This is a genomic window from Polaribacter vadi, from assembly GCF_018861005.1.
Lineage (GTDB): Bacteria > Bacteroidota > Bacteroidia > Flavobacteriales > Flavobacteriaceae > Polaribacter > Polaribacter vadi_A.
In genome coordinates this window covers 238,192-260,883 of sequence record NZ_JAHKQL010000002.1, presented here as the reverse complement: position 1 = coordinate 260,883, position 22,692 = coordinate 238,192, and the positions used below count along the sequence as shown (strand labels likewise).

General features: G+C 31.1%; 18 protein-coding genes and 5 tRNA genes. 20 read left to right on the top strand and 3 right to left on the bottom strand.

The window, feature by feature from the left end; all coding sequences use genetic code 11:
• Positions 1 to 249 precede the first annotated feature (249 nt).
• From rpsU to KO506_RS01865, 18 genes are all read left to right on the top strand, one after another.
• Positions 250 to 447, top strand: coding sequence for a 30S ribosomal protein S21 (gene rpsU / locus KO506_RS01950; protein ID WP_015480739.1), 198 nt, complete (start codon positions 250 to 252; stop codon positions 445 to 447).
• A gap of 207 nt (positions 448 to 654) precedes the next feature.
• A complete protein-coding gene (locus KO506_RS01945; RefSeq protein WP_215993213.1) occupies positions 655 to 1,551 on the top strand; it encodes a tyrosine-type recombinase/integrase in 897 nt (298 codons plus the stop codon).
• A complete protein-coding gene (gene hpf, locus KO506_RS01940; protein ID WP_068357685.1) occupies positions 1,548 to 1,856 on the top strand; it encodes a ribosome hibernation-promoting factor, HPF/YfiA family in 309 nt (102 codons plus the stop codon). The genes KO506_RS01945 and hpf overlap by 4 nt, the downstream gene beginning before the upstream one ends.
• A gap of 106 nt (positions 1,857 to 1,962) precedes the next feature.
• Positions 1,963 to 2,036 (top strand) — tRNA-Thr (locus KO506_RS01935).
• A 35-nt stretch (positions 2,037 to 2,071) separates the two neighbouring features.
• Positions 2,072 to 2,153, top strand: a tRNA-Tyr gene (locus KO506_RS01930).
• Between the two features lie 14 nt (positions 2,154 to 2,167).
• Positions 2,168 to 2,240: transfer RNA gene (locus KO506_RS01925), tRNA-Gly, on the top strand.
• Positions 2,241 to 2,257: 17 nt separating this feature from the next.
• Positions 2,258 to 2,330 (top strand) — tRNA-Thr (locus KO506_RS01920).
• A gap of 62 nt (positions 2,331 to 2,392) precedes the next feature.
• Positions 2,393 to 3,580 (top strand): elongation factor Tu, encoded by a 1,188-nt coding sequence (gene tuf / locus KO506_RS01915; protein WP_215993212.1) that lies wholly within the window; start codon positions 2,393 to 2,395, stop codon positions 3,578 to 3,580.
• Between the two features lie 79 nt (positions 3,581 to 3,659).
• Positions 3,660 to 3,732, top strand: a tRNA-Trp gene (locus KO506_RS01910).
• 18 nt (positions 3,733 to 3,750) lie between these two features.
• A complete protein-coding gene (secE, locus tag KO506_RS01905) occupies positions 3,751 to 3,939 on the top strand; it encodes a preprotein translocase subunit SecE (RefSeq protein WP_015480735.1) in 189 nt (62 codons plus the stop codon).
• A 10-nt stretch (positions 3,940 to 3,949) separates the two neighbouring features.
• A complete protein-coding gene (gene nusG, locus KO506_RS01900; protein WP_068357679.1) occupies positions 3,950 to 4,498 on the top strand; it encodes a transcription termination/antitermination protein NusG in 549 nt (182 codons plus the stop codon).
• 68 nt (positions 4,499 to 4,566) lie between these two features.
• Complete coding sequence (rplK, locus tag KO506_RS01895; protein ID WP_068357676.1) at positions 4,567 to 5,004, top strand: 50S ribosomal protein L11; 438 nt, start codon at positions 4,567 to 4,569, stop codon at positions 5,002 to 5,004.
• A gap of 20 nt (positions 5,005 to 5,024) precedes the next feature.
• Entirely contained in the window at positions 5,025 to 5,714 is a 690-nt protein-coding gene (rplA, locus tag KO506_RS01890) for a 50S ribosomal protein L1 (protein ID WP_068357673.1), read from the top strand.
• Positions 5,715 to 5,733: 19 nt separating this feature from the next.
• A complete protein-coding gene (gene rplJ, locus KO506_RS01885; protein WP_215993211.1) occupies positions 5,734 to 6,255 on the top strand; it encodes a 50S ribosomal protein L10 in 522 nt (173 codons plus the stop codon).
• A gap of 46 nt (positions 6,256 to 6,301) precedes the next feature.
• Positions 6,302 to 6,676 (top strand): 50S ribosomal protein L7/L12, encoded by a 375-nt coding sequence (gene rplL, locus KO506_RS01880; protein ID WP_215993210.1) that lies wholly within the window; start codon positions 6,302 to 6,304, stop codon positions 6,674 to 6,676.
• A gap of 150 nt (positions 6,677 to 6,826) precedes the next feature.
• Entirely contained in the window at positions 6,827 to 10,636 is a 3,810-nt protein-coding gene (rpoB, locus tag KO506_RS01875; protein ID WP_215993209.1) for a DNA-directed RNA polymerase subunit beta, read from the top strand.
• 79 nt (positions 10,637 to 10,715) lie between these two features.
• Entirely contained in the window at positions 10,716 to 14,990 is a 4,275-nt protein-coding gene (rpoC, locus tag KO506_RS01870; protein ID WP_215993208.1) for a DNA-directed RNA polymerase subunit beta', read from the top strand.
• 113 nt (positions 14,991 to 15,103) lie between these two features.
• A complete protein-coding gene (locus KO506_RS01865; RefSeq protein ID WP_215993207.1) occupies positions 15,104 to 15,415 on the top strand; it encodes a DUF3467 domain-containing protein in 312 nt (103 codons plus the stop codon).
• Between the two features lie 37 nt (positions 15,416 to 15,452).
• Here the strand turns inward: KO506_RS01865 and KO506_RS01860 are convergent, their stop codons facing one another.
• Positions 15,453 to 16,223 (bottom strand): hypothetical protein, encoded by a 771-nt coding sequence (locus KO506_RS01860; RefSeq protein ID WP_215993206.1) that lies wholly within the window; start codon positions 16,221 to 16,223, stop codon positions 15,453 to 15,455.
• Between the two features lie 212 nt (positions 16,224 to 16,435).
• Between KO506_RS01860 and KO506_RS01855 the strand changes: the two genes are divergently transcribed.
• A complete protein-coding gene (locus KO506_RS01855) occupies positions 16,436 to 19,276 on the top strand; it encodes a TonB-dependent receptor (RefSeq protein ID WP_215993205.1) in 2,841 nt (946 codons plus the stop codon).
• 10 nt (positions 19,277 to 19,286) lie between these two features.
• On the top strand, positions 19,287 to 20,321 hold the full coding sequence (locus tag KO506_RS01850) for a phytase (RefSeq protein ID WP_215993204.1): 1,035 nt from the start codon (positions 19,287 to 19,289) through the stop codon (positions 20,319 to 20,321).
• 62 nt (positions 20,322 to 20,383) lie between these two features.
• Here KO506_RS01850 and KO506_RS01845 read toward each other — a convergent pair whose 3' ends face one another.
• On the bottom strand, positions 20,384 to 21,316 hold the full coding sequence (locus tag KO506_RS01845; RefSeq protein WP_215993203.1) for a carboxylesterase family protein: 933 nt from the start codon (positions 21,314 to 21,316) through the stop codon (positions 20,384 to 20,386).
• Positions 21,288 to 22,385, bottom strand: coding sequence for a heparan-alpha-glucosaminide N-acetyltransferase domain-containing protein (locus KO506_RS01840; RefSeq protein WP_215993202.1), 1,098 nt, complete (start codon positions 22,383 to 22,385; stop codon positions 21,288 to 21,290). The genes KO506_RS01845 and KO506_RS01840 overlap by 29 nt, the downstream gene beginning before the upstream one ends.
• Positions 22,386 to 22,692: the final 307 nt, after the last annotated feature.

Below are 22,692 nucleotides of genomic sequence, written 5' to 3'. Positions count from 1 at the left end.
TGCTAACTGCTAACTGCTATTCTGGGCGTTACCTAAAGGTCGGGCTTTCACTACTCGCTTTTTTCGTACCTCAAAAGAGCTCAAACAGGTCGTTCAATCCCTAACGCAAAAAGTTACTTCAAAAAATTAATTGAAATAAAAAATTGTAATTAATAATTAATAATTACATTTGCAATCCAAAAATTATAAATCAGCAGTTTAACTGTTTTTTAAAATATATAAGATACTTATGAAGGGAGGTGCCAACCAATGTTAATTATACCTGTAAAAGAAGGAGAGAATATAGATAGAGCTTTAAAACGTTACAAACGAAAGTTTGACAGAACAAAGACTATGAAAAACTTACGTAACAGAAAAAACTTTACAAAGCCATCTGTTGCTAAAAGAGCTCAAAGAATAAAAGCTTCATACGTACAAAGATTAAGAACGCAAGAAGAAGTAGGTTAGTAAAACTGAAAAGCAAAATACAAACTCGTATCAAATAATTTTGATACGAGTTTTTTTATGGTTAATTTTTTGTAATTTTACAAAAGACCACAAGTCTTTTAATTAATTAAGTAATATTTTAAGAAAACTAGAAATTTTGTTTTTCGTAAAATAAAGGTTGGTATTTTTTAAATTAAATCAAATAACACATAAATTTTTATCAACTAAATGATAGATTCTTTCTTAGAATATTTATCGCTAGAAAAAAAATATGCTCACAATACAGTTACAGCATACAAGAACGATTTAATTTCATTTAGAGATTTCTTAGCAACTGAATTCAATCAAGAGAATTTATCAGAAGTACATTACAATCAAATTAGAACTTGGATTGTTTCTTTAGTCGATTTAAAAATTTCCAATCGTTCAATTAATAGAAAGGTAAGTTCTTTAAAGTCTTTTTATAAGTATCTTCAGAAAACGCATCAGATTGAAATTAATCCACTTTCAAAACACAAAGCTTTAAAAGTTGAAAAAAAGATTCAAGTACCTTTTAATACAAAAGAAATAAGTGAAGTTATAAATTTAGTTTCACATCAAAGCGATTTTACTTCCGTCCGAAATAAATTAATTATTGAACTTTTTTATTCCACAGGAATTCGAAGAATAGAACTCATCAATATAAAAGAAAGAGATATTAATTTATCCGAAAGTACAATTAAAGTCCTCGGAAAAAGAAATAAAGAAAGGTATATTCCTTTGTTAAAATCTGTAAGTCAAACTTTAAAAAAATATTTAAAATTAAAGCAAGAATTCTCTATAGGTTTAGAAGAGCTTTTTATCACAGAAAAAGGAAATAAAATCTATGAAAATCTTGTTTACAGAATAATAAATTCTTACTTTAGTAGAGTCTCTTCTAAAGAGAAAAAGAGCCCTCACATTTTAAGACATTCCTTTGCGACACATCTTTTAAATGAAGGGGCAGATTTAAATTCAGTTAAAGAGTTGCTAGGGCATTCATCTTTAGCTTCAACACAAGTCTATACTCATAATAGTTTAGAGGCAATTAAAAGAGTGTATAATCAAGCTCACCCTAGGAGCAATAAAAAGAACAATGAAGTATGAAAGTATTCACCCAATCCGTTAATTTTAATGCAGACAAAGAATTAATTAAATTCGTAGACGAGAAAGTATCAACTTTAAGTAGGTTTCATGACAAGATAGTTGACGCTGAAGTTTTTTTAAAAGTTCAAAATACTAGTGATAAAGAAAATAAAATTACAGAAGTAAAAATTAATATTCCTGGTAGTGAGTTGATTATAAAAAGAGAAACTAAAACTTTTGAAGAAGGTATTAATGCAGCTGTAGATAACTTAAAAAGACAATTAAAAAGGTCAAAAGAAAAGCATCGAGATTCATTGATTTCTTAAATTTTAAAAAAAATAAAAAAAAGATTAAAAAAAGTTTTTAAATGTAAAAAAACTTTATACATTTGCAATCCGTTAGAAATAGCGGGTTGTTTTTTGTGTAACAAAAGCCGATGTAGCTCAGCTGGCTAGAGCAGCTGATTTGTAATCAGCAGGTCGTGGGTTCGAGTCCCTCCATCGGCTCAAAAACAATAAGTTCATTAAAATAGTAAATTGAAGGGGAGATACTCAAGCGGCCAACGAGGACGGACTGTAACTCCGTTGACTACGTCTTCGCAGGTTCGAATCCTGCTCTCCCCACAAATTTACATTTTGCGAAAGTAGCTCAGTTGGTAGAGCGTCAGCCTTCCAAGCTGAATGTCGCCGGTTCGAACCCGGTCTTTCGCTCAAAAAAAATCAACAAAGCCGGTGTAGCTCAGTTGGTAGAGCGCATCCTTGGTAGGGATGAGGTCACGGGTTCAAATCCCGTCATTGGCTCATTTTTAAAAAGTATTATTAGACACTAAATATATTTAAACTAAGAATTAAAATCAATAATTATGGCAAAAGGAACTTTTGACCGTTCGAAACCTCACTTAAATATTGGTACAATCGGACACGTAGATCACGGTAAAACAACTTTAACTGCGGCTATTACTAAAGTATTAGCTGATGCAGGATTTTCTGAAGCTAGATCTTTTGATCAGATTGATAATGCACCAGAAGAAAAAGAAAGAGGTATTACAATTAATACTTCTCATGTAGAGTATCAAACTGCTAATCGTCACTATGCACACGTTGACTGTCCAGGTCACGCGGATTATGTAAAGAATATGGTTACAGGAGCTGCTCAAATGGATGGAGCTATTTTAGTGGTTGCTGCTACAGATGGTCCAATGCCTCAAACTAGAGAGCATATCTTATTAGGTCGTCAGGTAGGTATTCCACGTATCGTTGTTTTCTTAAACAAAGTTGATATGGTGGATGATGAAGAGCTTTTGGAATTAGTTGATATGGAGGTTAGAGAATTATTGTCTTTCTATGAGTATGATGGAGATAATGGTCCTGTTGTTTCTGGTTCTGCTTTAGGGGCTTTAAATGGTGAGCAAAAATGGGTTGATACTGTGTTGGAATTAATGTCGCAAGTAGATGCTTGGATTGAAGAGCCTTTAAGAGAGGTTGATAAAGATTTCTTAATGCCTGTTGAGGATGTATTCTCAATTACTGGTCGTGGAACTGTGGCTACAGGTCGTATCGAAACTGGTATTGCTAATACAGGAGATGTTGTTGATATTATTGGTATGGGAGCTGAGAAAATGTCTTCTACTATTACTGGTATTGAAATGTTCCGTCAAATCTTAGATAGAGGTGAGGCAGGAGATAATGCTGGTATCTTATTAAGAGGTATTGCAAAAGAAGATATTAAAAGAGGTATGGTAATCTGTAAGCCAGGTTCTGTAACTCCTCACGCTAAGTTTAAAGCTGAGGTTTATGTTCTTAAGAAAGAAGAAGGTGGACGTCACACTCCATTCCATAATAACTACCGTCCACAGTTTTATGTAAGAACTACGGATGTTACAGGTACAATTAATTTACCTTCAGGTGTAGAAATGGTTATGCCAGGAGATAACTTAACTATTACAGTAGACTTAATTCAGCCAATCGCATTAAATGTTGGTTTACGTTTTGCAATCCGTGAAGGAGGTAGAACAGTAGGTGCTGGTCAAGTTACTGAATTATTAGACTAATATTGTTTTAGTTTACTAATTTATAAATTTAAAGGGTGTCCCATTTTTAATGGGACGCCTTTATGAATAAATAATAGAGACGGGTTTAGCTCAGTTGGTAGAGCACTGGTCTCCAAAACCAGGTGTCGGGGGTTCGAGTCCCTCAATCCGTGCAAAACAAAATAAGTAAGATGAACTTTATACAATATATCAAAGATTCTTTTGACGAATTAAGTAACCATATGACTTGGATATCTAAAGAAGATGCCCAAAAAACTACTGTTACTGTAGCTGTTTTTACAATTGTATTCGCATTAGCAGTTGCTGGTATAGATTATGTTTTTCAAACTGGATTAGATAACTTTTTCAAATTATTTTAAGAAATAAATTATGGCTGATTCAGTGATGAAATGGTATGTTGTTAGAGCCATTGGAGGACAAGAGAATAAAGTTAAAAATTATATTGAAACAGAAATTTCTAGAGTAGGTTTATCGGATTATGTAAATCAGGTTATTGTTCCTACAGAAAAAGTTGTTCAAATAAGAAACGGAAAAAAAGTTAATAGAGAAAGAGTTTATTTTCCAGGGTATATAATGGTAGAGGCTAATCTATCTGGTGAGGTCCCTCACGTTATCAAAGCAATTACTGGTGTTATTGGGTTTTTAGGTGAAACAAAAGGTGGTGAGCCTGTGCCTATGAGGAAGTCTGAAGTAAACAGAATGCTAGGTAAGGTTGATGAACTTTCTGTTCAAGATGAAAATATTGCAATTCCTTATAACCAAGGAGAAACAGTAAAAGTTGTAGATGGTCCTTTTAATGGATTTGACGGAACTATAGAGAAAGTAAACGAAGAAAAGCGTAAACTTGAAGTAATGGTGAAAATATTCGGAAGAAAAACACCATTAGAATTAAGTTATATGCAAGTAGAAAAAATATAATTGTTACACAAATATATAGATTTATTTTTTGGCTTCCAACTTAAAATAAATCATTAAACATTTTTAAAATGGCAAAAGAAGTTAGTAAAGTAGTTAAGTTACAAGTAAGGGGAGGCGCAGCGAATCCATCGCCGCCGGTTGGACCCGCTTTAGGAGCTGCTGGTGTTAACATTATGGAGTTCTGTAAACAGTTTAATGCAAGAACGCAAGACAAACAAGGTAAAGTTTTACCTGTTGTTATTACTGTTTTCAAAGACAAATCGTTTGATTTTGTTGTAAAAACTCCTCCTGCAGCAGTTCAGTTACTAGAAGCGGCCAAAATTAAAAAAGGTTCAGGAGAACCAAACAGGAAGAAAGTAGCATCAGTTACTTGGGATCAAATTAAAGTAATTGCAGAAGACAAAATGGTAGATTTAAATGCCTTTGAAGTTTCTTCAGCAATGCGTATGATTGCAGGTACAGCTCGTTCTATGGGATTAACAGTAAAAGGTGATGCACCAGCATAAACTTTATAAAAAGTAGTAAAATGGCAAAATTAACAAAAAAGCAAAAAGAAGCTTACGCTAAGGTTGATAAAACTCAATCTTATGATTTAGCAGCTGCTTCAGCTCTAGTCAAAGACATTACTAATGTAAAGTTTGATGCATCAGTAGATTTAGCAATTCGTTTAGGAGTAGATCCACGTAAAGCTAATCAAATGGTTAGAGGTGTTGTAACATTACCTCATGGAACAGGTAAAGATGTAAAAGTATTAGCATTAGTAACTCCAGATAAAGAAGCAGATGCAAAGGCAGCTGGTGCAGATTATGTTGGGTTAGATGAGTACCTTCAAAAAATTAAAGGAGGATGGACAGATGTAGACGTAATTATAACAATGCCTAGTGTTATGGGGAAATTAGGTCCATTAGGTAGAATATTAGGTCCTAGAGGTTTAATGCCAAACCCAAAGACAGGTACTGTAACAATGGATGTTGCAAAAGCGGTTACAGATGTAAAGGCTGGTAAAATCGATTTTAAAGTTGATAAAACTGGTATTGTTCACGCAGCAATTGGAAAAGTATCTTTTGATGCTAAGAAGATTGAAGAAAATGCAAACGAGTTAATACAAACTATCATTAAATTGAAACCTACAACTGCAAAAGGAACGTATGTAAAAAGCGTTTTTATGTCTAGTACTATGAGTCCTAGTATTGCTGTTGAAGTAAAAACTGTTTAATACGTTAAAACTTATAATTATGACTAGAGAAGAGAAATCACAAGTAATACAAGATTTAACAGCAGTATTAGCAAACACAAATACAGTATACTTAGCAGATATTTCAGGATTAGATGCACAAACTACTTCTAATTTAAGAAGAGCTTGTTTTAAAGCAGGGATCCAGTTATCAGTTGTTAAAAATACATTACTTGCAAAAGCAATGGAAGCTTCAGATAAAGAATTTGAAGACTTACCATCAGTATTAAAAGGTAATACATCAATGATGATTTCTGAAGCAGCTAATGCTCCAGCAAAATTAATCAAAGAATTCAGAAAGAAAGTAAAAGATAGACCTATTTTAAAAGGTGCTTTTGCAGAAGAATCTGTTTACATTGGTGATGATCAATTAGATGCTTTAGTAGATATTAAATCTAGAGAAGAACTTATTGGTGAAATCGTTGGATTATTACAGTCTCCAGCTAAGAATGTTATTTCAGCATTACAGTCTGGTGGACAAACACTTTCAGGTATTATTAAAACTTTATCTGAAAAAGAATAAGCGCACAAATAAACTATAATAAAACAAAATTTTAAAAACAATTAAAATGGCAGAATTAAAAGATTTCGCAGAGCAATTAGTTAACTTAACAGTAAAAGAAGTTAATGAATTAGCTACTATTTTAAAAGATGAGTATGGTATTGAGCCAGCAGCAGCAGCTGTAGCAGTTGCAGGTCCTGCAGCAGGTGGAGAAGAAGCAGCTGAAGAGCAAACTGAATTTGATGTTATCTTAACAGCAGCAGGTGGTTCTAAATTAGCAGTTGTAAAATTAGTTAAAGAATTAACTGGTTTAGGATTAAAAGATGCTAAAGGTATCGTAGATAGTGCACCAGCACCAATTAAAGAAGGTGTATCTAAAGATGAGGCAGAAGGTCTTAAAAAATCTTTAGAAGAAGCTGGAGCTGAAGTAGAGCTTAAGTAAAATACATATTCCTGATTTTTGTAAGTATCAAAAACAGGAAAACAAATTTAGGTTTAGGTACTAAAGACTATTGTTTTTAGACCTAAACCATTTTGTGTCTATATTCGTTCTTTATTTTAATTCAGATTTTAATCAAAAAAATATTCTCTTTTGGCAACGAAAAACACTACTGAAAGAATCAACTTCGCAACTTCTCAAATGATTAAAGAATATCCAGATTTCTTGGATATTCAGGTAAAATCTTTTCAAGATTTTTTCCAACTTCAAACAAAAGCAGAAGAAAGAGGAGAAGAAGGTTTATATAAAACCTTCATGGATAACTTTCCAATCACAGATACAAGAAATCAATTCGTTTTAGAATTTTTAGACTATTTCGTAGATCCACCAAGATATTCTATTCAAGAATGTATAGAAAGAGGTCTTACGCACAGTGTACCTTTAAAAGCACGTCTAAAGCTATATTGTACTGACCCAGAACACGAAGATTTCGAAACAATTGTACAAGACGTATATCTTGGAACAATTCCTTATATGACAAACTCTGGTACCTTTGTAATTAACGGTGCAGAGCGTGTTGTTGTTTCTCAGTTACACAGATCACCAGGCGTATTCTTTGGTCAGTCATTCCACGCAAATGGTACAAAATTATATTCAGCAAGAGTTATTCCTTTTAAAGGATCTTGGATAGAATTTGCTACAGATATCAATCAAGTAATGTATGCTTATATTGATAGAAAGAAAAAATTACCAGTTACAACATTATTCAGAGCCATTGGTTTTGAAAGAGATAAAGATATATTAGAGATTTTTGACCTTGCAGAAGAGGTAAAAGTGTCTAAGGCTGGATTAAAGAAAGTCTTAGGAAGAAAATTAGCAGCGAGAGTTTTAAAAACTTGGCATGAAGATTTTGTTGATGAAGATACTGGAGAGGTTGTATCAATCGAAAGAAATGAAATCGTTTTTGATCGTGATACAATTTTAGACAAAGAACATATAGATGAAATAATAGATGCAGGTGCTAAAACGGTTTTACTTCATAAAGAAGATAACCATATGGCAGATTATGCTATTATTCATAATACATTACAGAAAGATCCTACAAATTCAGAAAAAGAGGCTGTAGAGCATATTTATAGACAATTACGTAATGCAGAACCGCCAGATGAGGAGACTGCAAGAGGTATTATAGATAAGTTATTCTTTTCTGAACAAAGATATAATTTAGGAGAAGTTGGTCGTTTTAGAATGAATACTAAACTTCAGTTAAACGAGCCTATTGATCAGAAAGTATTAACAAAGTTAGATATTATTACGATCATTAAATATTTAATCGAGTTAATCAATTCTAAAGCAGAAGTTGATGATATCGATCACTTATCTAATAGACGTGTAAGAACTGTTGGTGAGCAATTAGCAGGTCAGTTTGGTGTTGGTTTAGCACGTATGGCTAGAACAATTCGTGAGCGTATGAATGTACGTGATAACGAGGTGTTTACTCCAATTGATTTAATTAACGCTAAAACATTATCATCTGTAATTAATTCATTCTTTGGTACCAACCAATTATCTCAGTTTATGGATCAAACAAATCCATTAGCAGAGATTACCCACAAGCGTAGATTATCTGCACTTGGGCCAGGTGGTTTATCAAGAGAAAGAGCAGGTTTTGAGGTTCGTGATGTTCACTATACTCATTATGGACGTTTATGTCCTATTGAAACTCCTGAGGGACCAAATATTGGTTTAATTTCTTCACTTTCTGTATTTGCAAAAGTGAATAACTTAGGATTTATAGAAACACCTTATAGAAAAGTTGACAACGGAATTGTAGAAAAAGCAGAACCAACTTATTTAAGTGCTGAAGAGGAAGAAGGTATGAAATTTGCCCAATCTAATTTAGAATTAAATGAAGATGGTAGTTTTGTGTCTGATAGAGTTATTGCTCGTGAAGAAGGAGATTTCCCAGTTGTTAGCCCAGATGCAATTGACTATATGGACGTTGCTCCAAATCAAATTGCTTCTATATCTGCATCTTTAATTCCATTTTTGGAACATGATGATGCCAACCGTGCTTTGATGGGATCGAATATGATGCGTCAAGCAGTTCCTTTATTACGTCCAGAATCTCCAATTGTTGGTACAGGTTTGGAGCGTAGAGTTGCAAAAGATTCAAGAATTCTAATTAATGCAGAAGGAGCAGGTGTAGTAACTTATGTAGATGCTAATAAAATTACAATTAAGTACGATAGAACTGAAGAAGAAAAAATGGTAAGTTTTGATTCTGATGAAACATCTTATAACTTAATTAAATTTAGAAAAACCAACCAAGGTACTTCTATCAACCTAAAGCCGATTGTAGAAAAAGGGGATAGAGTAGAAGAAGGACAAGTACTTTGTGAAGGTTATGCAACACAAAAAGGAGAATTAGCTTTAGGTAGAAATATGAAAGTAGCCTTTATGCCTTGGAAAGGGTATAACTTTGAGGATGCAATCGTAATTTCTGAAAAAGTTGTTCGTGAAGATATATTTACATCTATCCATATTGATGAGTATTCTTTAGATGTTAGAGATACAAAATTAGGTACTGAAGAGTTAACTAATGATATTCCTAACGTTTCAGAAGAAGCTACAAAAGATTTAGATGAAAATGGAATGATTAGAATTGGAGCAGAAGTAAATCCTGGTGATATCTTAATTGGTAAAATTACACCAAAAGGAGAATCTGATCCAACTCCAGAAGAAAAATTATTACGTGCTATTTTTGGTGATAAAGCCGGTGATGTAAAAGATGCATCATTAAAAGCTTCTCCATCTTTAAGAGGTGTAGTAATTGATAAAAAATTATTCAGAAGAGCTGTAAAAGACAAGAACAAAAGATTAAGAGATAAAGAGGCTGTTGCAACTTTAGAGCAATCTTTCGTTTCTAAATTCGAAGGTTTAAAAGACGAATTAATTGAGAAATTATTCACTTTAATTAGTGGTAAAACTTCTCAAGGTGTATTTAATGATTTAGGTGAAGAAGTTTTACCAAAAGGTAAAAAATACACTTTAAAAATGTTAAATTCTGTAGATGATTATGTGCATTTAACAGGTTCTTGGACAACTGATAGTGAATTAAATAGTTTAGTTGGTGAATTAGTTCACAACTATAAGATTAAAGTAAATGACTTACAAGGTAATTTACGTCGTCAGAAATTTACAATTTCAGTAGGAGATGAATTACCTGCAGGTATTTTAAAATTAGCCAAAGTTTACATCGCTAAAAAACGTAAGTTAAAAGTGGGTGATAAAATGGCAGGTCGTCATGGAAATAAAGGTATTGTGGCTCGTATTGTAAGAGCAGAAGATATGCCTTTCCTAGAAGACGGAACTCCAGTAGATATCGTATTAAATCCATTAGGTGTACCTTCTCGTATGAATATTGGTCAGATTTATGAAACTGTTCTTGGTTGGGCAGGTCAAAAATTAGATACTAAATATGCAACACCAATTTTTGATGGGGCTTCTTTAGATCAGATCAACGGAATTACAGATTCAGCTGGTGTACCAAGATTTGGACATACTTATTTATATGATGGTGGAACTGGAAAACGTTTCGATCAACCAGCAACAGTTGGTATCATTTATATGATTAAGTTAGGGCATATGATTGAAGATAAAATGCACGCACGTTCTATTGGACCATACTCTTTAATTACACAACAACCTTTAGGAGGTAAAGCACAGTTTGGAGGTCAGCGTTTTGGAGAAATGGAAGTTTGGGCACTTGAGGCTTATGGAGCGTCAAGCATATTAAGAGAAATCTTAACTGTAAAATCTGATGATGTAATGGGTAGAGCTAAAACATACGAAAGTATTGTTAAAGGTGAAGCTATGCCAGAACCAGGTTTACCAGAATCGTTTAACGTATTAATGCACGAACTGAAAGGTTTAGGATTAGACGTTAGATTAGAAGAATAAATTTTTTCAGTAACCAGTTTTCAGTAACCTTTATGTTACTGAAAACTGAATACTGCCAACTGAATACTTATTAAAAGACATGGCAAGAAAACAAGAGAAGTACACTGTAAAAAAGTTTAACAAAATCTCAATTGGTTTATCATCTCCAGAAGCGATTCTAGAAATCTCTAAAGGTGAAGTTTTAAAACCAGAAACTATAAATTATCGTACTCACAAACCAGAAAGAGATGGTTTGTTTTGTGAGCGTATTTTTGGTCCTGTAAAGGATTATGAATGTGCTTGTGGTAAGTACAAAAGAATACGTTACAAAGGAATTGTTTGTGATAGATGTGGTGTAGAAGTAACAGAAAAGAAAGTACGTAGAGATAGAGTAGGGCATATTAACTTAGTTGTTCCTGTAGCTCACATTTGGTATTTTAGATCATTACCTAACAAAATGGGATACCTTTTAGGTTTACCATCTAAAAAGTTAGATATGATTATTTATTACGAAAGATACGTAGTAATTCAACCAGGTATTGCTAAAAATCCAGAGGGAGAACCATTACAAAAAATGGATTTCTTAACAGAGGAAGAATACTTAGATATTGCTGATGAGTTACCTCAAGATAATCAATATTTAGATGATTCAGACCCAAACAAGTTTATCGCTAAAATGGGTGCTGAGTGTTTAATTGATTTATTAGCTCGTATTGATTTAGAGTCTTTATCTTTTGAATTAAGACACAAAGCGAATACAGAAACGTCTAAACAACGTAAAACTGAAGCATTAAAACGTTTAAATGTTGTTGAAGCATTTAAAGATTCTCAAAAAAATAGAGAGAATAATCCTGAATGGATGATTATGAAGGCAATTCCGGTAATTCCACCAGAATTAAGACCTTTAGTTCCATTAGATGGTGGACGTTTTGCAACTTCAGATTTAAATGATTTATATAGAAGAGTTATTATCAGAAACAATCGTTTAAAAAGATTAGTTGAGATAAAAGCTCCTGAAGTTATTTTACGTAATGAAAAACGTATGTTACAAGAATCTGTTGATTCATTATTTGATAACACACGTAAATCATCTGCAGTAAAAACTGAATCTAACAGACCTTTAAAATCTTTATCAGATTCATTAAAAGGTAAACAAGGACGTTTCCGTCAGAATTTATTAGGAAAGCGTGTTGATTATTCTGCACGTTCTGTAATTGTTGTTGGACCAGAAATGAAATTGTCTGAGTGTGGATTGCCAAAAGATATGGCAGCTGAGCTTTATAAACCTTTTGTAATTAGAAAATTAATTGAAAGAGGAATTGTAAAAACAGTAAAATCTGCAAAGAAAATTATTGATAGAAAAGAACCAGTTGTTTGGGATATTTTAGAAAATGTAATTAAAGGTCATCCAGTTTTATTAAATAGGGCTCCTACTTTACACAGACTTGGTATACAAGCATTCCAACCAAAATTAATTGAAGGTAAAGCTATTCAGTTACACCCATTAGCGTGTTCTGCATTTAATGCAGATTTTGATGGAGATCAAATGGCGGTTCACTTACCATTAGGACCAGAAGCTATTTTAGAAGCACAATTATTAATGTTAGCTTCTCACAATATCTTAAACCCTGCAAATGGTGCTCCAGTTACTGTACCTTCTCAGGATATGGTACTTGGTTTATACTATATGACAAAAGAAAGAATTTCTACTCCTGAAGTACCAATTAAAGGAGAAGGATTAACTTTCTATTCTCCAGAAGAAGTTACTATTGCTTTTAACGAAGAAATGGTAGACTTAAATGCTGGTATTAAAGTAAGAACTCAAGATTTAGGAGAAAATGGAGAGCAAGTAACTAAAATCATTAAAACTACTGTAGGTAGAGTTTTATTTAATGAAAAAGTTCCTGCTGCTGCTGGTTATATTAATGAGGTATTAACTAAGAAAAACTTACGTGGTATTATTGGTGGTATTTTAAAAGCTACAGATATACCTACAACAGGTGCTTTCTTAGATGAAATAAAAAATATGGGATATAAATTTGCCTTTCAAGGTGGTTTATCATTCTCATTAGGGGATATTATTATTCCAGCTGAAAAGCAATCTATGATTGATGAAGCAAATAAAGAAGTTGATGTTATTGTAGGTAACTATAATATGGGTATGTTAACGCAAAAAGAGCGTTACAATCAGGTAATTGATGTTTGGGGTTCTACCAACAATAGATTAACTGAATTATCTATGAAACGTTTACGTGAAGATCAACAAGGTTTCAACTCAGTATATATGATGCTTGATTCTGGTGCAAGGGGTTCTAAAGAACAAATTCGTCAGTTAACAGGTATGCGTGGATTAATGGCAAAACCTAAAAAATCTACTGCTGGTGGTGGAGAAATTATTGAAAATCCGATTCTTTCTAACTTTAAGGAAGGTTTATCGATTTTAGAATACTTTATCTCAACTCACGGTGCACGTAAAGGGCTTGCAGATACCGCTTTAAAAACGGCAGATGCTGGTTACTTAACACGTAGATTGGTTGATGTTTCTCAAGATGTTATTATTAATGAGGAAGATTGTGGTACATTAAGAGGATTAGAGGTAACACCTTTAAAGAAAAATGATGAAATTGTTGAATCTATTGCAGACAGAATAGAAGGACGTATTTCTTTACAAGATGTTTATCACCCAGTAACAGAAGAATTAATTATAAAAGCTAATCAATCTATTACATCTAAATTAGCTGATGCTGTAGAAGCTTCAGGTATAGATAGATTAGAAGTAAGATCTGCTTTAACATGTGAGTCTACTAGAGGTATTTGTGCTAAATGTTATGGTTTAAGTTTATCAACTCGTAACAAAGTTCAAATTGGTGAAGCAGTTGGTGTAATTGCTGCACAATCTATTGGTGAACCTGGTACACAGTTAACATTACGTACATTCCACGTTGGTGGGGTTGCTGGTAACATATCAGAAGAAAATAAATTGATTGCTAAGTTTGATGGTAATGTAACTATCGATGATTTACGTACAGTTGTTGGTAAAGACAACGAAGGTAAAGAAGTTGATATTGTAATATCTAGAACTGCAGAAATAAAAATTAAAGACAAGAAAACAGGTATAACTCAGAGTACAAATATTTTACCTTACGGTTCTATTATTTTTGATAAAGAAAGAAAGACAATTAAGAAAGGTGATGTTGTTGTACAATGGGATCCATTTAATGGTGTAATTGTTTCTGAATTTGCAGGAAAAGTTAAGTTTGACAATTTAGAGCAAGGTATGAACTACTCTGTAGAAATTGATGAACAAACTGGTTTCCAAGAAAAAGTAATTACAGATTCTAAGAACAAGAAGATTATTGCTTCGTTAATTATTGAAGACGAAGATGGTAATGCATTACGTTCTTACAGTTTACCTGTAGGTGCACACCTAATGGTTGATGATGGAGATACTGTTGAATCTGGACATACTTTAGTTAAAATTCCTAGAAAATCTGGTAAAGCAGGTGATATTACAGGAGGTTTACCACGTGTAACAGAATTATTCGAAGCACGTAACCCTTCTAACCCATCTGTAGTTTCTGAGATTGATGGTGTAGTTTCTTTCGGGAAAATTAAAAGAGGTAATAGAGAGATTATTGTTGAATCTAAAACAGGAGATATTAGTAAGTATTTAGTTAAGCTTTCTAACCAGATTTTAGTTCAAGAAAATGACTTTATTAAAGCAGGTATGCCATTATCTGATGGTGCTACAACACCTTCTGATATTTTAAGAATTAAAGGGCCATCTGCAGTACAACAATACTTAGTAAATGAAATACAAGAAGTATATCGTTTACAGGGTGTAAAAATTAACGACAAACATTTCGAAGTTGTAGTACGTCAAATGATGCGTAAAGTTAAGATTATAGATTCTGGAGATACATTATTCTTAGAGAATCAATTAATCCATAAAACTGACTTTATCAAAGATAATGATGCTATTTACGGAATGAAAGTTGTTGAAGATGCTGGTGATTCAGAAAACTTAAAGCCAGGTCAAATTATTTCTGCACGTCAATTAAGAGATGAAAATTCTTTATTAAGAAGAAATGACAATAACTTAGTTACTGCAAGAGATGCAAGACCAGCAACAGCTGAACAAGTTTTACAAGGTATTACAAGAGCTTCTTTACAAACAAAATCGTTTATTTCTGCTGCTTCTTTCCAAGAAACAACAAAAGTATTAAATGAGGCTGCTGTAAATGGTAAGATAGATACTTTAGAAGGATTAAAAGAAAATGTAATTGTTGGTAAGAAAATTCCAGCAGGTACAGGTATGAGATCTTATGATAAAATTATTGTAGGACCTAAAGATGAAATAGAACAAAGTTTCTAATTAAACGTTTGAACGTTAACGTTTAAAAATTATATAAGTTGAATTGTTTGTAGTATTTTTACTACAAATAATTCAACTTTTTTTATTGATATTAATAATACAACCCAATAACTATGGAAGATAACCAAAATAAAGATGGACAATTAAATATAGAATTAGATCAAGAAATTGCAGAAGGTACATATTCTAATTTAGCAATTATCAATCATTCTATGTCAGAATTTATTGTAGATTTTATAAATATTATGCCAGGTGTACCCAAAGCCAAAGTAAAATCTAGAATTATTCTAACACCACAACACGCCAAAAGATTAACAAAAGCTTTAGCAGATAATGTTCGTAAATTTGAACAACAACATGGTGAAATAAAAGATTATGAGCAACCTCCTGTACCTATGAATTTTGGACCAACAGGACAAGCTTAATCATAAAAAAGTGAAACCTTAGTTTCACTTTTTTTATTTAAAACTCTACAGAGAAATCTAAAATTTTAGGATTCGAAAAATAACCAATAATATTCTTTTCAATAGTTATGGTTTTACCATCAGCACTATAATAGGCTTCTTTAATAGAGGCATTTTTTATTCGTTTAGGAAACGTATAAATCAATTTATAGGTAGAACTCGAAAACATAGTTTTTACCTTCCCTAAACTATCAACTTCTTTTTTCAATTGCTCAGGATTTAAAATTTCTGTATTGCGTTCAAATTTCTTTTTCGAATACAAATAGTTAACTTTAGTAGAAGGTGTTTTGGGTTCACTTAATTTTTTAGTTTGTTTTCCTGAAGCTAAAAGTTTATTAGATTTCGAAGCCAAACCATAACCTTCTTGAAAAGAATTTAGCATATTATTCAATTCTTTTACATCTTTAAAGTTGGTAAACATATCAAAATTCATTTTTTCTTTATCAGAATTCATCTGCATTCTCATGCTAAAATTCTCCAATCTTTTTAATGATTTTTGTTTTTCTTGAGATAGTTTTAAAATGCTATCTCTATTTTGTTTGATCACATCTTTAAAATGAATAATAGTATCGTAATTAGTATTCGTTTTTTCTTTATTTAATTTATTGCCCATCATTTGCATAAAAAACGAAGCATCAACTTTAAAAGATACAGTTCCACTTCCGTTTTTTGTAACAGTTAATTCTTCTGTCATTTGGCAACTTGTAAAAAATAAGACAATTAATATCAATAGAAAATAAGATAGATTTGGTATAAATATTGTTTTCATAGCGTAGTCAATTTAAAAGATTAAATAGTAAATGTAAAGATTATTTAACAATAAAATAGGTGCAAGATCGCTTTAAAATTATTGTAAAAATGAAATTAATTTAATGTTAATTAGTGGTGTTTTTCAATTATAATTTAGCTTTTTCTTTTCATTTTGTTAATCTTTTAAAACTTATCAAAAGTTAGTTTTGTTAAAAATTTTAACCAAATAAAATGAAACTAAACAAATTAAAATTTATTCTATTCATTGCAGTTTTATCAATGTCTGCAGCAAAATCTTTTGCACAAACAGGTACTATTCAAGGTTTAATTACCGATGAAAATGGTATTTATGTTCCAGGAGCAAATGTATCTTTAGAAACAATTAAAAAAGGAGACGTTACAGATTTTAACGGTAGATTTACAATTGTATCTATACCTGTTGGTACTTATACTTTAAAAGTTACCTATTTAGGTTATAAAGATATTACGAAACAAGTAGTGGTAAAAGAAAACGAAACTACAAAAGTAATTTTAGAATTAGAATCTGGAGGCATTGAATTAGATGAAATTGAATTTAGATCTTACAGCTTAAGTGGCCAAGCTAAGGCTTTAAACACTCAAAAAAATAACATCAACATTACAAATGTTGTGTCTACAGATCAAATTGGTAAATTTCCAGATGCAAATATTGGAGATGCTGTAAAAAGAATTCCTGGTATCACCATGCAAGTAGATCAAGGTGAAGCTAGAAATATTGTTATTAGAGGACTTTCTCCGCAATTAAACTCTGTTACGTTAAACGGAAGTAGAATTCCTTCTGCAGAAGGAGATAATAGAAACATTCAAATGGATTTAATTCCTTCTGATATGATTCAGTCTATCCAAGTAAACAAAGCTGTAACTCCAGATATGGATGCAGATGCTTTAGGGGGTTCTGTAAACTTAGTAACAAGAACTGCTCCACAAAGTTTTAGATTATCTGCAACAGCAGGTTCTGGTGTAAATACCATTACAAATAAAAGAATATTAAATGGTTCTTTTTTAGTAGGTGATCGTTCTAAAGACAAGAAATTTGGATGGATGCTTTCTGCAACCGTTAATGATAACGATTTTGGTTCTGATAATGTTGAAGCAGAATGGACAGATGAATTCGCTTATTTTGATGGTACAGACGAAGTAGAAATGGAAGTAAATCCTTATACAAACGTATTTGAACAAAGAACGTATTTAGTACAAAGAGTACGTAGAAGTTTTTCTGCAAATTTCGACTATCAAATAAATGATAACAATAACATCTATTTTAAATCGATGTATAACTGGAGAGATGACAGAGAAAATCGTTTTAGATTAGAGCACGAAATCTTAGATGCAGAAGATATTGAAATTGGTGATTTTACCCTAACAAACAACACACCAATAATGTTTCCTGTGTCTGTAGTTAGACAATCGAAAGGAGGGATTGATAATGACAGAAATAAAAACAGACGTTTAGAAGACCAAAGAATGCAAAACTATTCTTTAGGAGGTAACCATGTTGCTGGTAATTTAAAAATCGATTGGATGGCTTCTTTAGCAAAAGCATCTGAAGAAAGATTAAATGAAAGATATGCAGAGTTTGAATCTGAGTATATCATCAATAGCAGTACAGATTCAGAAAATCCTTTTTATTCACCTGTTGATGCTTCTGATTTTAATGATCTTTCTAGTTTTGAATATGGAGAAATTACTGAAGAAAATCAATATACAGAAGAAGAAGATTTTAATGTTTTTGTAAACTTTGAATTGCCTGCAGACTTTTTTGGTAAAGGTGATGGGTTTATAAAATTTGGAGCAAGAGGTAGATTTAAAACCAAATACAGAGACAATAATTTCTTTGAGTATGATTTAGAAAGTGCTTACCCAACTTTAGATGGTATACCAACCAAAGATTATTCTAAATCAGATTTTCTTGCAGGTAGCCAATATCAAGCTGGTTTATTTGCATCAGAAGAATGGTTAGGAGCTTTGAATTTAGCAGATGGTGAGTCTGTAGACGATGAGTTTTTAAGAGACAATTATAATGTAGAAGAAAATGTTTATGCTGCATACTTAATGGCAAATCAAAATTTATCGAATAAATTAAGTGTTTTAGCTGGAGTACGTTTAGAGCATACAAGTTTAACTGCAACTGGTAATAATATTTTAGATGAAGATACTTTAAATGGTACAACAACTAAAGAAAGTACTTATACAAACATATTGCCAGGTGTACATTTTAAATACGATGCTACAGATAATACAGTAGTTCGTTTTGCTTGGACAAACACTATTGCAAGACCAAATTATGCAGACATAACACCTACTTTAGATGTTGTAACTGGAGATGATGAAATTTTTGTTGGTAACCCAGATTTAGAGCCAACTACTTCTATGAACTTCGATTTAATGGCAGAAACGTATTTTAACAATGTAGGTTTACTTTCTGGTGGATTATTTTACAAAAAAATAAACGATTTTATTTATACTTTTCAACAAGAAACTTCTTCAGATTTTTACGGAGCAGGTACAACAGGGTTTGATGTTTATCAACCTTTAAATGGGGATGATGCTTCAATTTTCGGAGTTGAATTTGCTATCCAGAGAAAATTAGATTTCTTACCAGGATTTTTAAAGAACTTTAGTCTTTATTTAAACTATACTTATTTAACTTCTAATGCAAATGGAATTCGTAATGAAGATGGAGATGAAAGAGACGATTTAGATTTGCCAAACACAGCACCAAATATGTTTAATGGTTCTTTAGCTTATGGAGGTAAAAAATTCTCAGCTAGAGTTTCTGCTAATTTTTCTGATGCTTATGTAGATGAAATTGGTGGTAATGCTTTTGAAGATCGTTATTACGATCAACAATTTTTCTTAGATTTTAATGCAACATTTGCGGTTAACAACAACCTAAGTATTTATGCTGATGTTAATAATATTACAGATCAACCTTTGCGTTATTACCAAGGTGTAAGTGATAGAACTATGCAAATGGAATATTATGGAAGAAGAATTACCTTTGGTTTAAAATACGATTTGTTTAAAAAATAAGAAATTAATAATGAGTTTATTAAACAAAAAACAAATTATAAAAAGCACTATATTACTTAGTGCTTTTTACTTTTTTTCTTGCAATTCTGGTAGTAAACTACCTGCAATAGCACCAGATATTATTACAGAAAAAACACTGAATGATACAGATGATCCTGCAATTTGGATAAATCCAAAAGATGCTTCTAAAAGCATTGTTTTTGGTACCGATAAAAAAACTAATGGAGCCATTTATGCATTTAATTTAGATGGAAAAATTATAGATAATAAAACCATCAGAAATATTAAAAGACCTAATAATGTAGATTTAGAATACGGGTTTAAAATTAACGATTCTACAGCTACAGATATTTTAGTGTTTACAGAAAGAGAAAAACAACAAATAAGAATTTTTTCTGTACCAGATATGCAACCTTTAGACAATGGAGGTTTTCCTGTTTTTGTTGATGAAAAAAATGCAGAACTCAAATTACCTATGGGTGTTGCTTTTTATAAATCTAAATTAGATGATAGTTTTTATGCTATTGTAGGCAGAAAATCAGGACCTAAAGAAGGATATTTATACCAATACAAATTAACAGCAGCAAACAATGTGATACAAGCTAGCTTGGTAAGAAAATTTGGGAAGTTTAGTGGTGAAAAAGAAATAGAAGCTATTGCTGTAGATTCAGAAATGGGTTTTGTGTACTATTCTGATGAAGGTGCTTGCATTCGAAAATATTATGCAGAACCAACCAAAGGAAATGAAGAAATAGCATGTTTTGGTGGCGAGTATTTTTTAGAAGATATAGAAGGAATTGCTATTGCCAAATTAGAAGATAAAAAAGGATATATTATTGTTTCTGATCAACAAAAAGGACAATTTAATTTGTTTGATAGAATAACAAACAATTTTGTTAAAGCAATTAATTTATCAACCTTAGAAACTGATGGTTGTGATGTGGTTACTGTGCCATTAAACAACACGTTTAAAAGCGGTTTGTTTGTAGCTATGAACGATGAAAAGAATTTTTATTTTTATGATTTTAATAGATTAATCAAATAAAAAAATCTAAATATTTGAACTTTAAAAGTCGTGCTATATTTTTAGTACGGCTTTTTTATTTGTCAAATTTTAACTTCTGTTTGTCTTTCATTTTTCTGTAAAACATCAAAATACAAAAAATCTAAAATTTCATTTTTACATTGATAAATAGGTCTAGAATTCCAACTGTGATCACCATTTTTAACTGAATATAAATAGTAAGATTTACCAATAGATTTTAATTGATCTGCAATTGCTCTAGAACCATATAATCTTAAATAACCAATATTTTCTTTTTTACAATAATGATGTGGAGCAATATTATAGGGCACTAAATCATCTTTTTCTCCGTGAAAAAGTTGTGTTGGTATTGCTTTATCATTTGTTATTTTATCAATAGTTGTAATTGCACCAGCCATACCAATAATTCCTGCAAATTTAAAACTTGAATCTAGAATCTCATTTTCATAAACGTAAGCTAGGTTTAAAACTGCTTCTGCACCAGCACTAGAGCCTACTAAAATAACTTTGGTTGTGTCTATTTTAAATTTTCTATTACGTTTTATAATGTACTTTATAGCATAACTAATATCCTTAGATACTTCATTAAAAGCCTTAATTTTTAAATCAGATTTTGTGTTGCAGCCAAAACCAATTCCTTTCATTGTTAAACGATAAGAAATAGAAGCTACAGCATAACCATAACTTGCCATTTCTTTAGAGAAGTCTACAGCGTATTTGTCATTTCTTTGTCCGCCAGAAAATCCACCTCCATGAACATAAATAATTAAAGGCTTTAAACCTTTCACTTTTCTGGGTTTGTAAAAATCTAATTTTAAATTCTTTTCTTTTTTAATTCTTTGATAAGTAAATTTATGTATAGAAGTTTTTGCTATTTTCTCTAAATATTTTTTTTGAGAAAAACTGTTAATTGATAACAATAAAGAAAAAATAAATATTGTAGATTTCATAAAATTATAGTCGTAATTATTCTGGTTTTCCTTTAAATTTATCATAAATTTTCCTAGAATTTAAATACAAAAATGTGTTTGTTTTTACATAAAAGTAAGCCAACAAACAGACTAATATTAAGAATAAAATTGCACCTAAAATTGCTTCAACAGGGTTTAATGTTTTACCTATTAAACTGTTTAAACCCAGGCCCGTAAAACTTCCATAAATAATTATAAAATGAATCACATAAATAGATAATGTTTTTTGACCGATTTTTAAAAGAATAGGGTTCTTAAAGTAACTTTCTAATCCGTAGAAAAAAGCAAAATATAATAACACGTTTCCAAATCGAGTAAAAAGGTAATTATAGCTAGCAGAATCCATAAATAATTGAATATGAGATAATTTGGATAGATATGCTAGGAAAAAAGAGGAGTAGAAAATTAACAATAAACCCGTAACTATAAATGAAGTAATAATTGTTTTTTTAAAATATTTTTTGTGTAAGTTTTTATAAAATAAGGTTGATAAAAAAGCACCAAAACAGATATAACCAAACCAAGGAATTATTGTGAAAATAGAACCATTACTTTTAGAGATATAATTGCTTAAAAAAAACGGAATTGAAGAAACATTTATATTTCGATACAAAGGTTCTGTTAAAAATAGAACTGTACCCAAAACTAGAACGATAGAAGAAAAAAGAATCGTTTTTTTATTACATAAAAAGTAAATACCAATTATTAATATTAAACTAATACCAATTATCTGTAAGACATCTATCACTAAAAAGTAAGGGTTAAAATTACCTGACAACCAGTTGAAAATATCGATTCGTAATAAATAACCAACTCCAATTAAGAAAAAACCTCTCATAATTCCTTTTCTCATTCTTAATTTTTCAATGCCTTTTTCTTTAGCTTTTAACAACAGATAGGTGAAAATTAATCCAGAAATGGTAAAAAAAGTTGGTGCTGTTATTCCTCTAAAATAAGCCCAAATTCTGTAAATATTACAATTTGAATCTCTATAAGAAACCTCTAAAAGTGTATCAATAAAATGACCCTGCAACATCATTAAAATGGCAAAAGCGCGCACAATATCAATAAAATACAATCTATTAGAGCTCAATATTTACAAAATATATTCTAAAAGTAAACATATATTTAAGAATTGACTAACACAAGTAAATTAAATTATCCTTATTAATAAATAAACAAAATAACTTATACATATTACGAAATTAGCAATATATAATGAAAATAACCCTATTCAAGTTTTAATTAGCAATATTGAATTTGAAAAATCTAAAGAAAATAAAACATCTCTATTAGATAAAATTTCAGTTTTAAATCTTTAAGGTAATACATTTTAATAGGCTTTATTAGGAATTAGTATAGGTAGGAGTATACTGTTTTTGTAATCCTTAATGATTAAA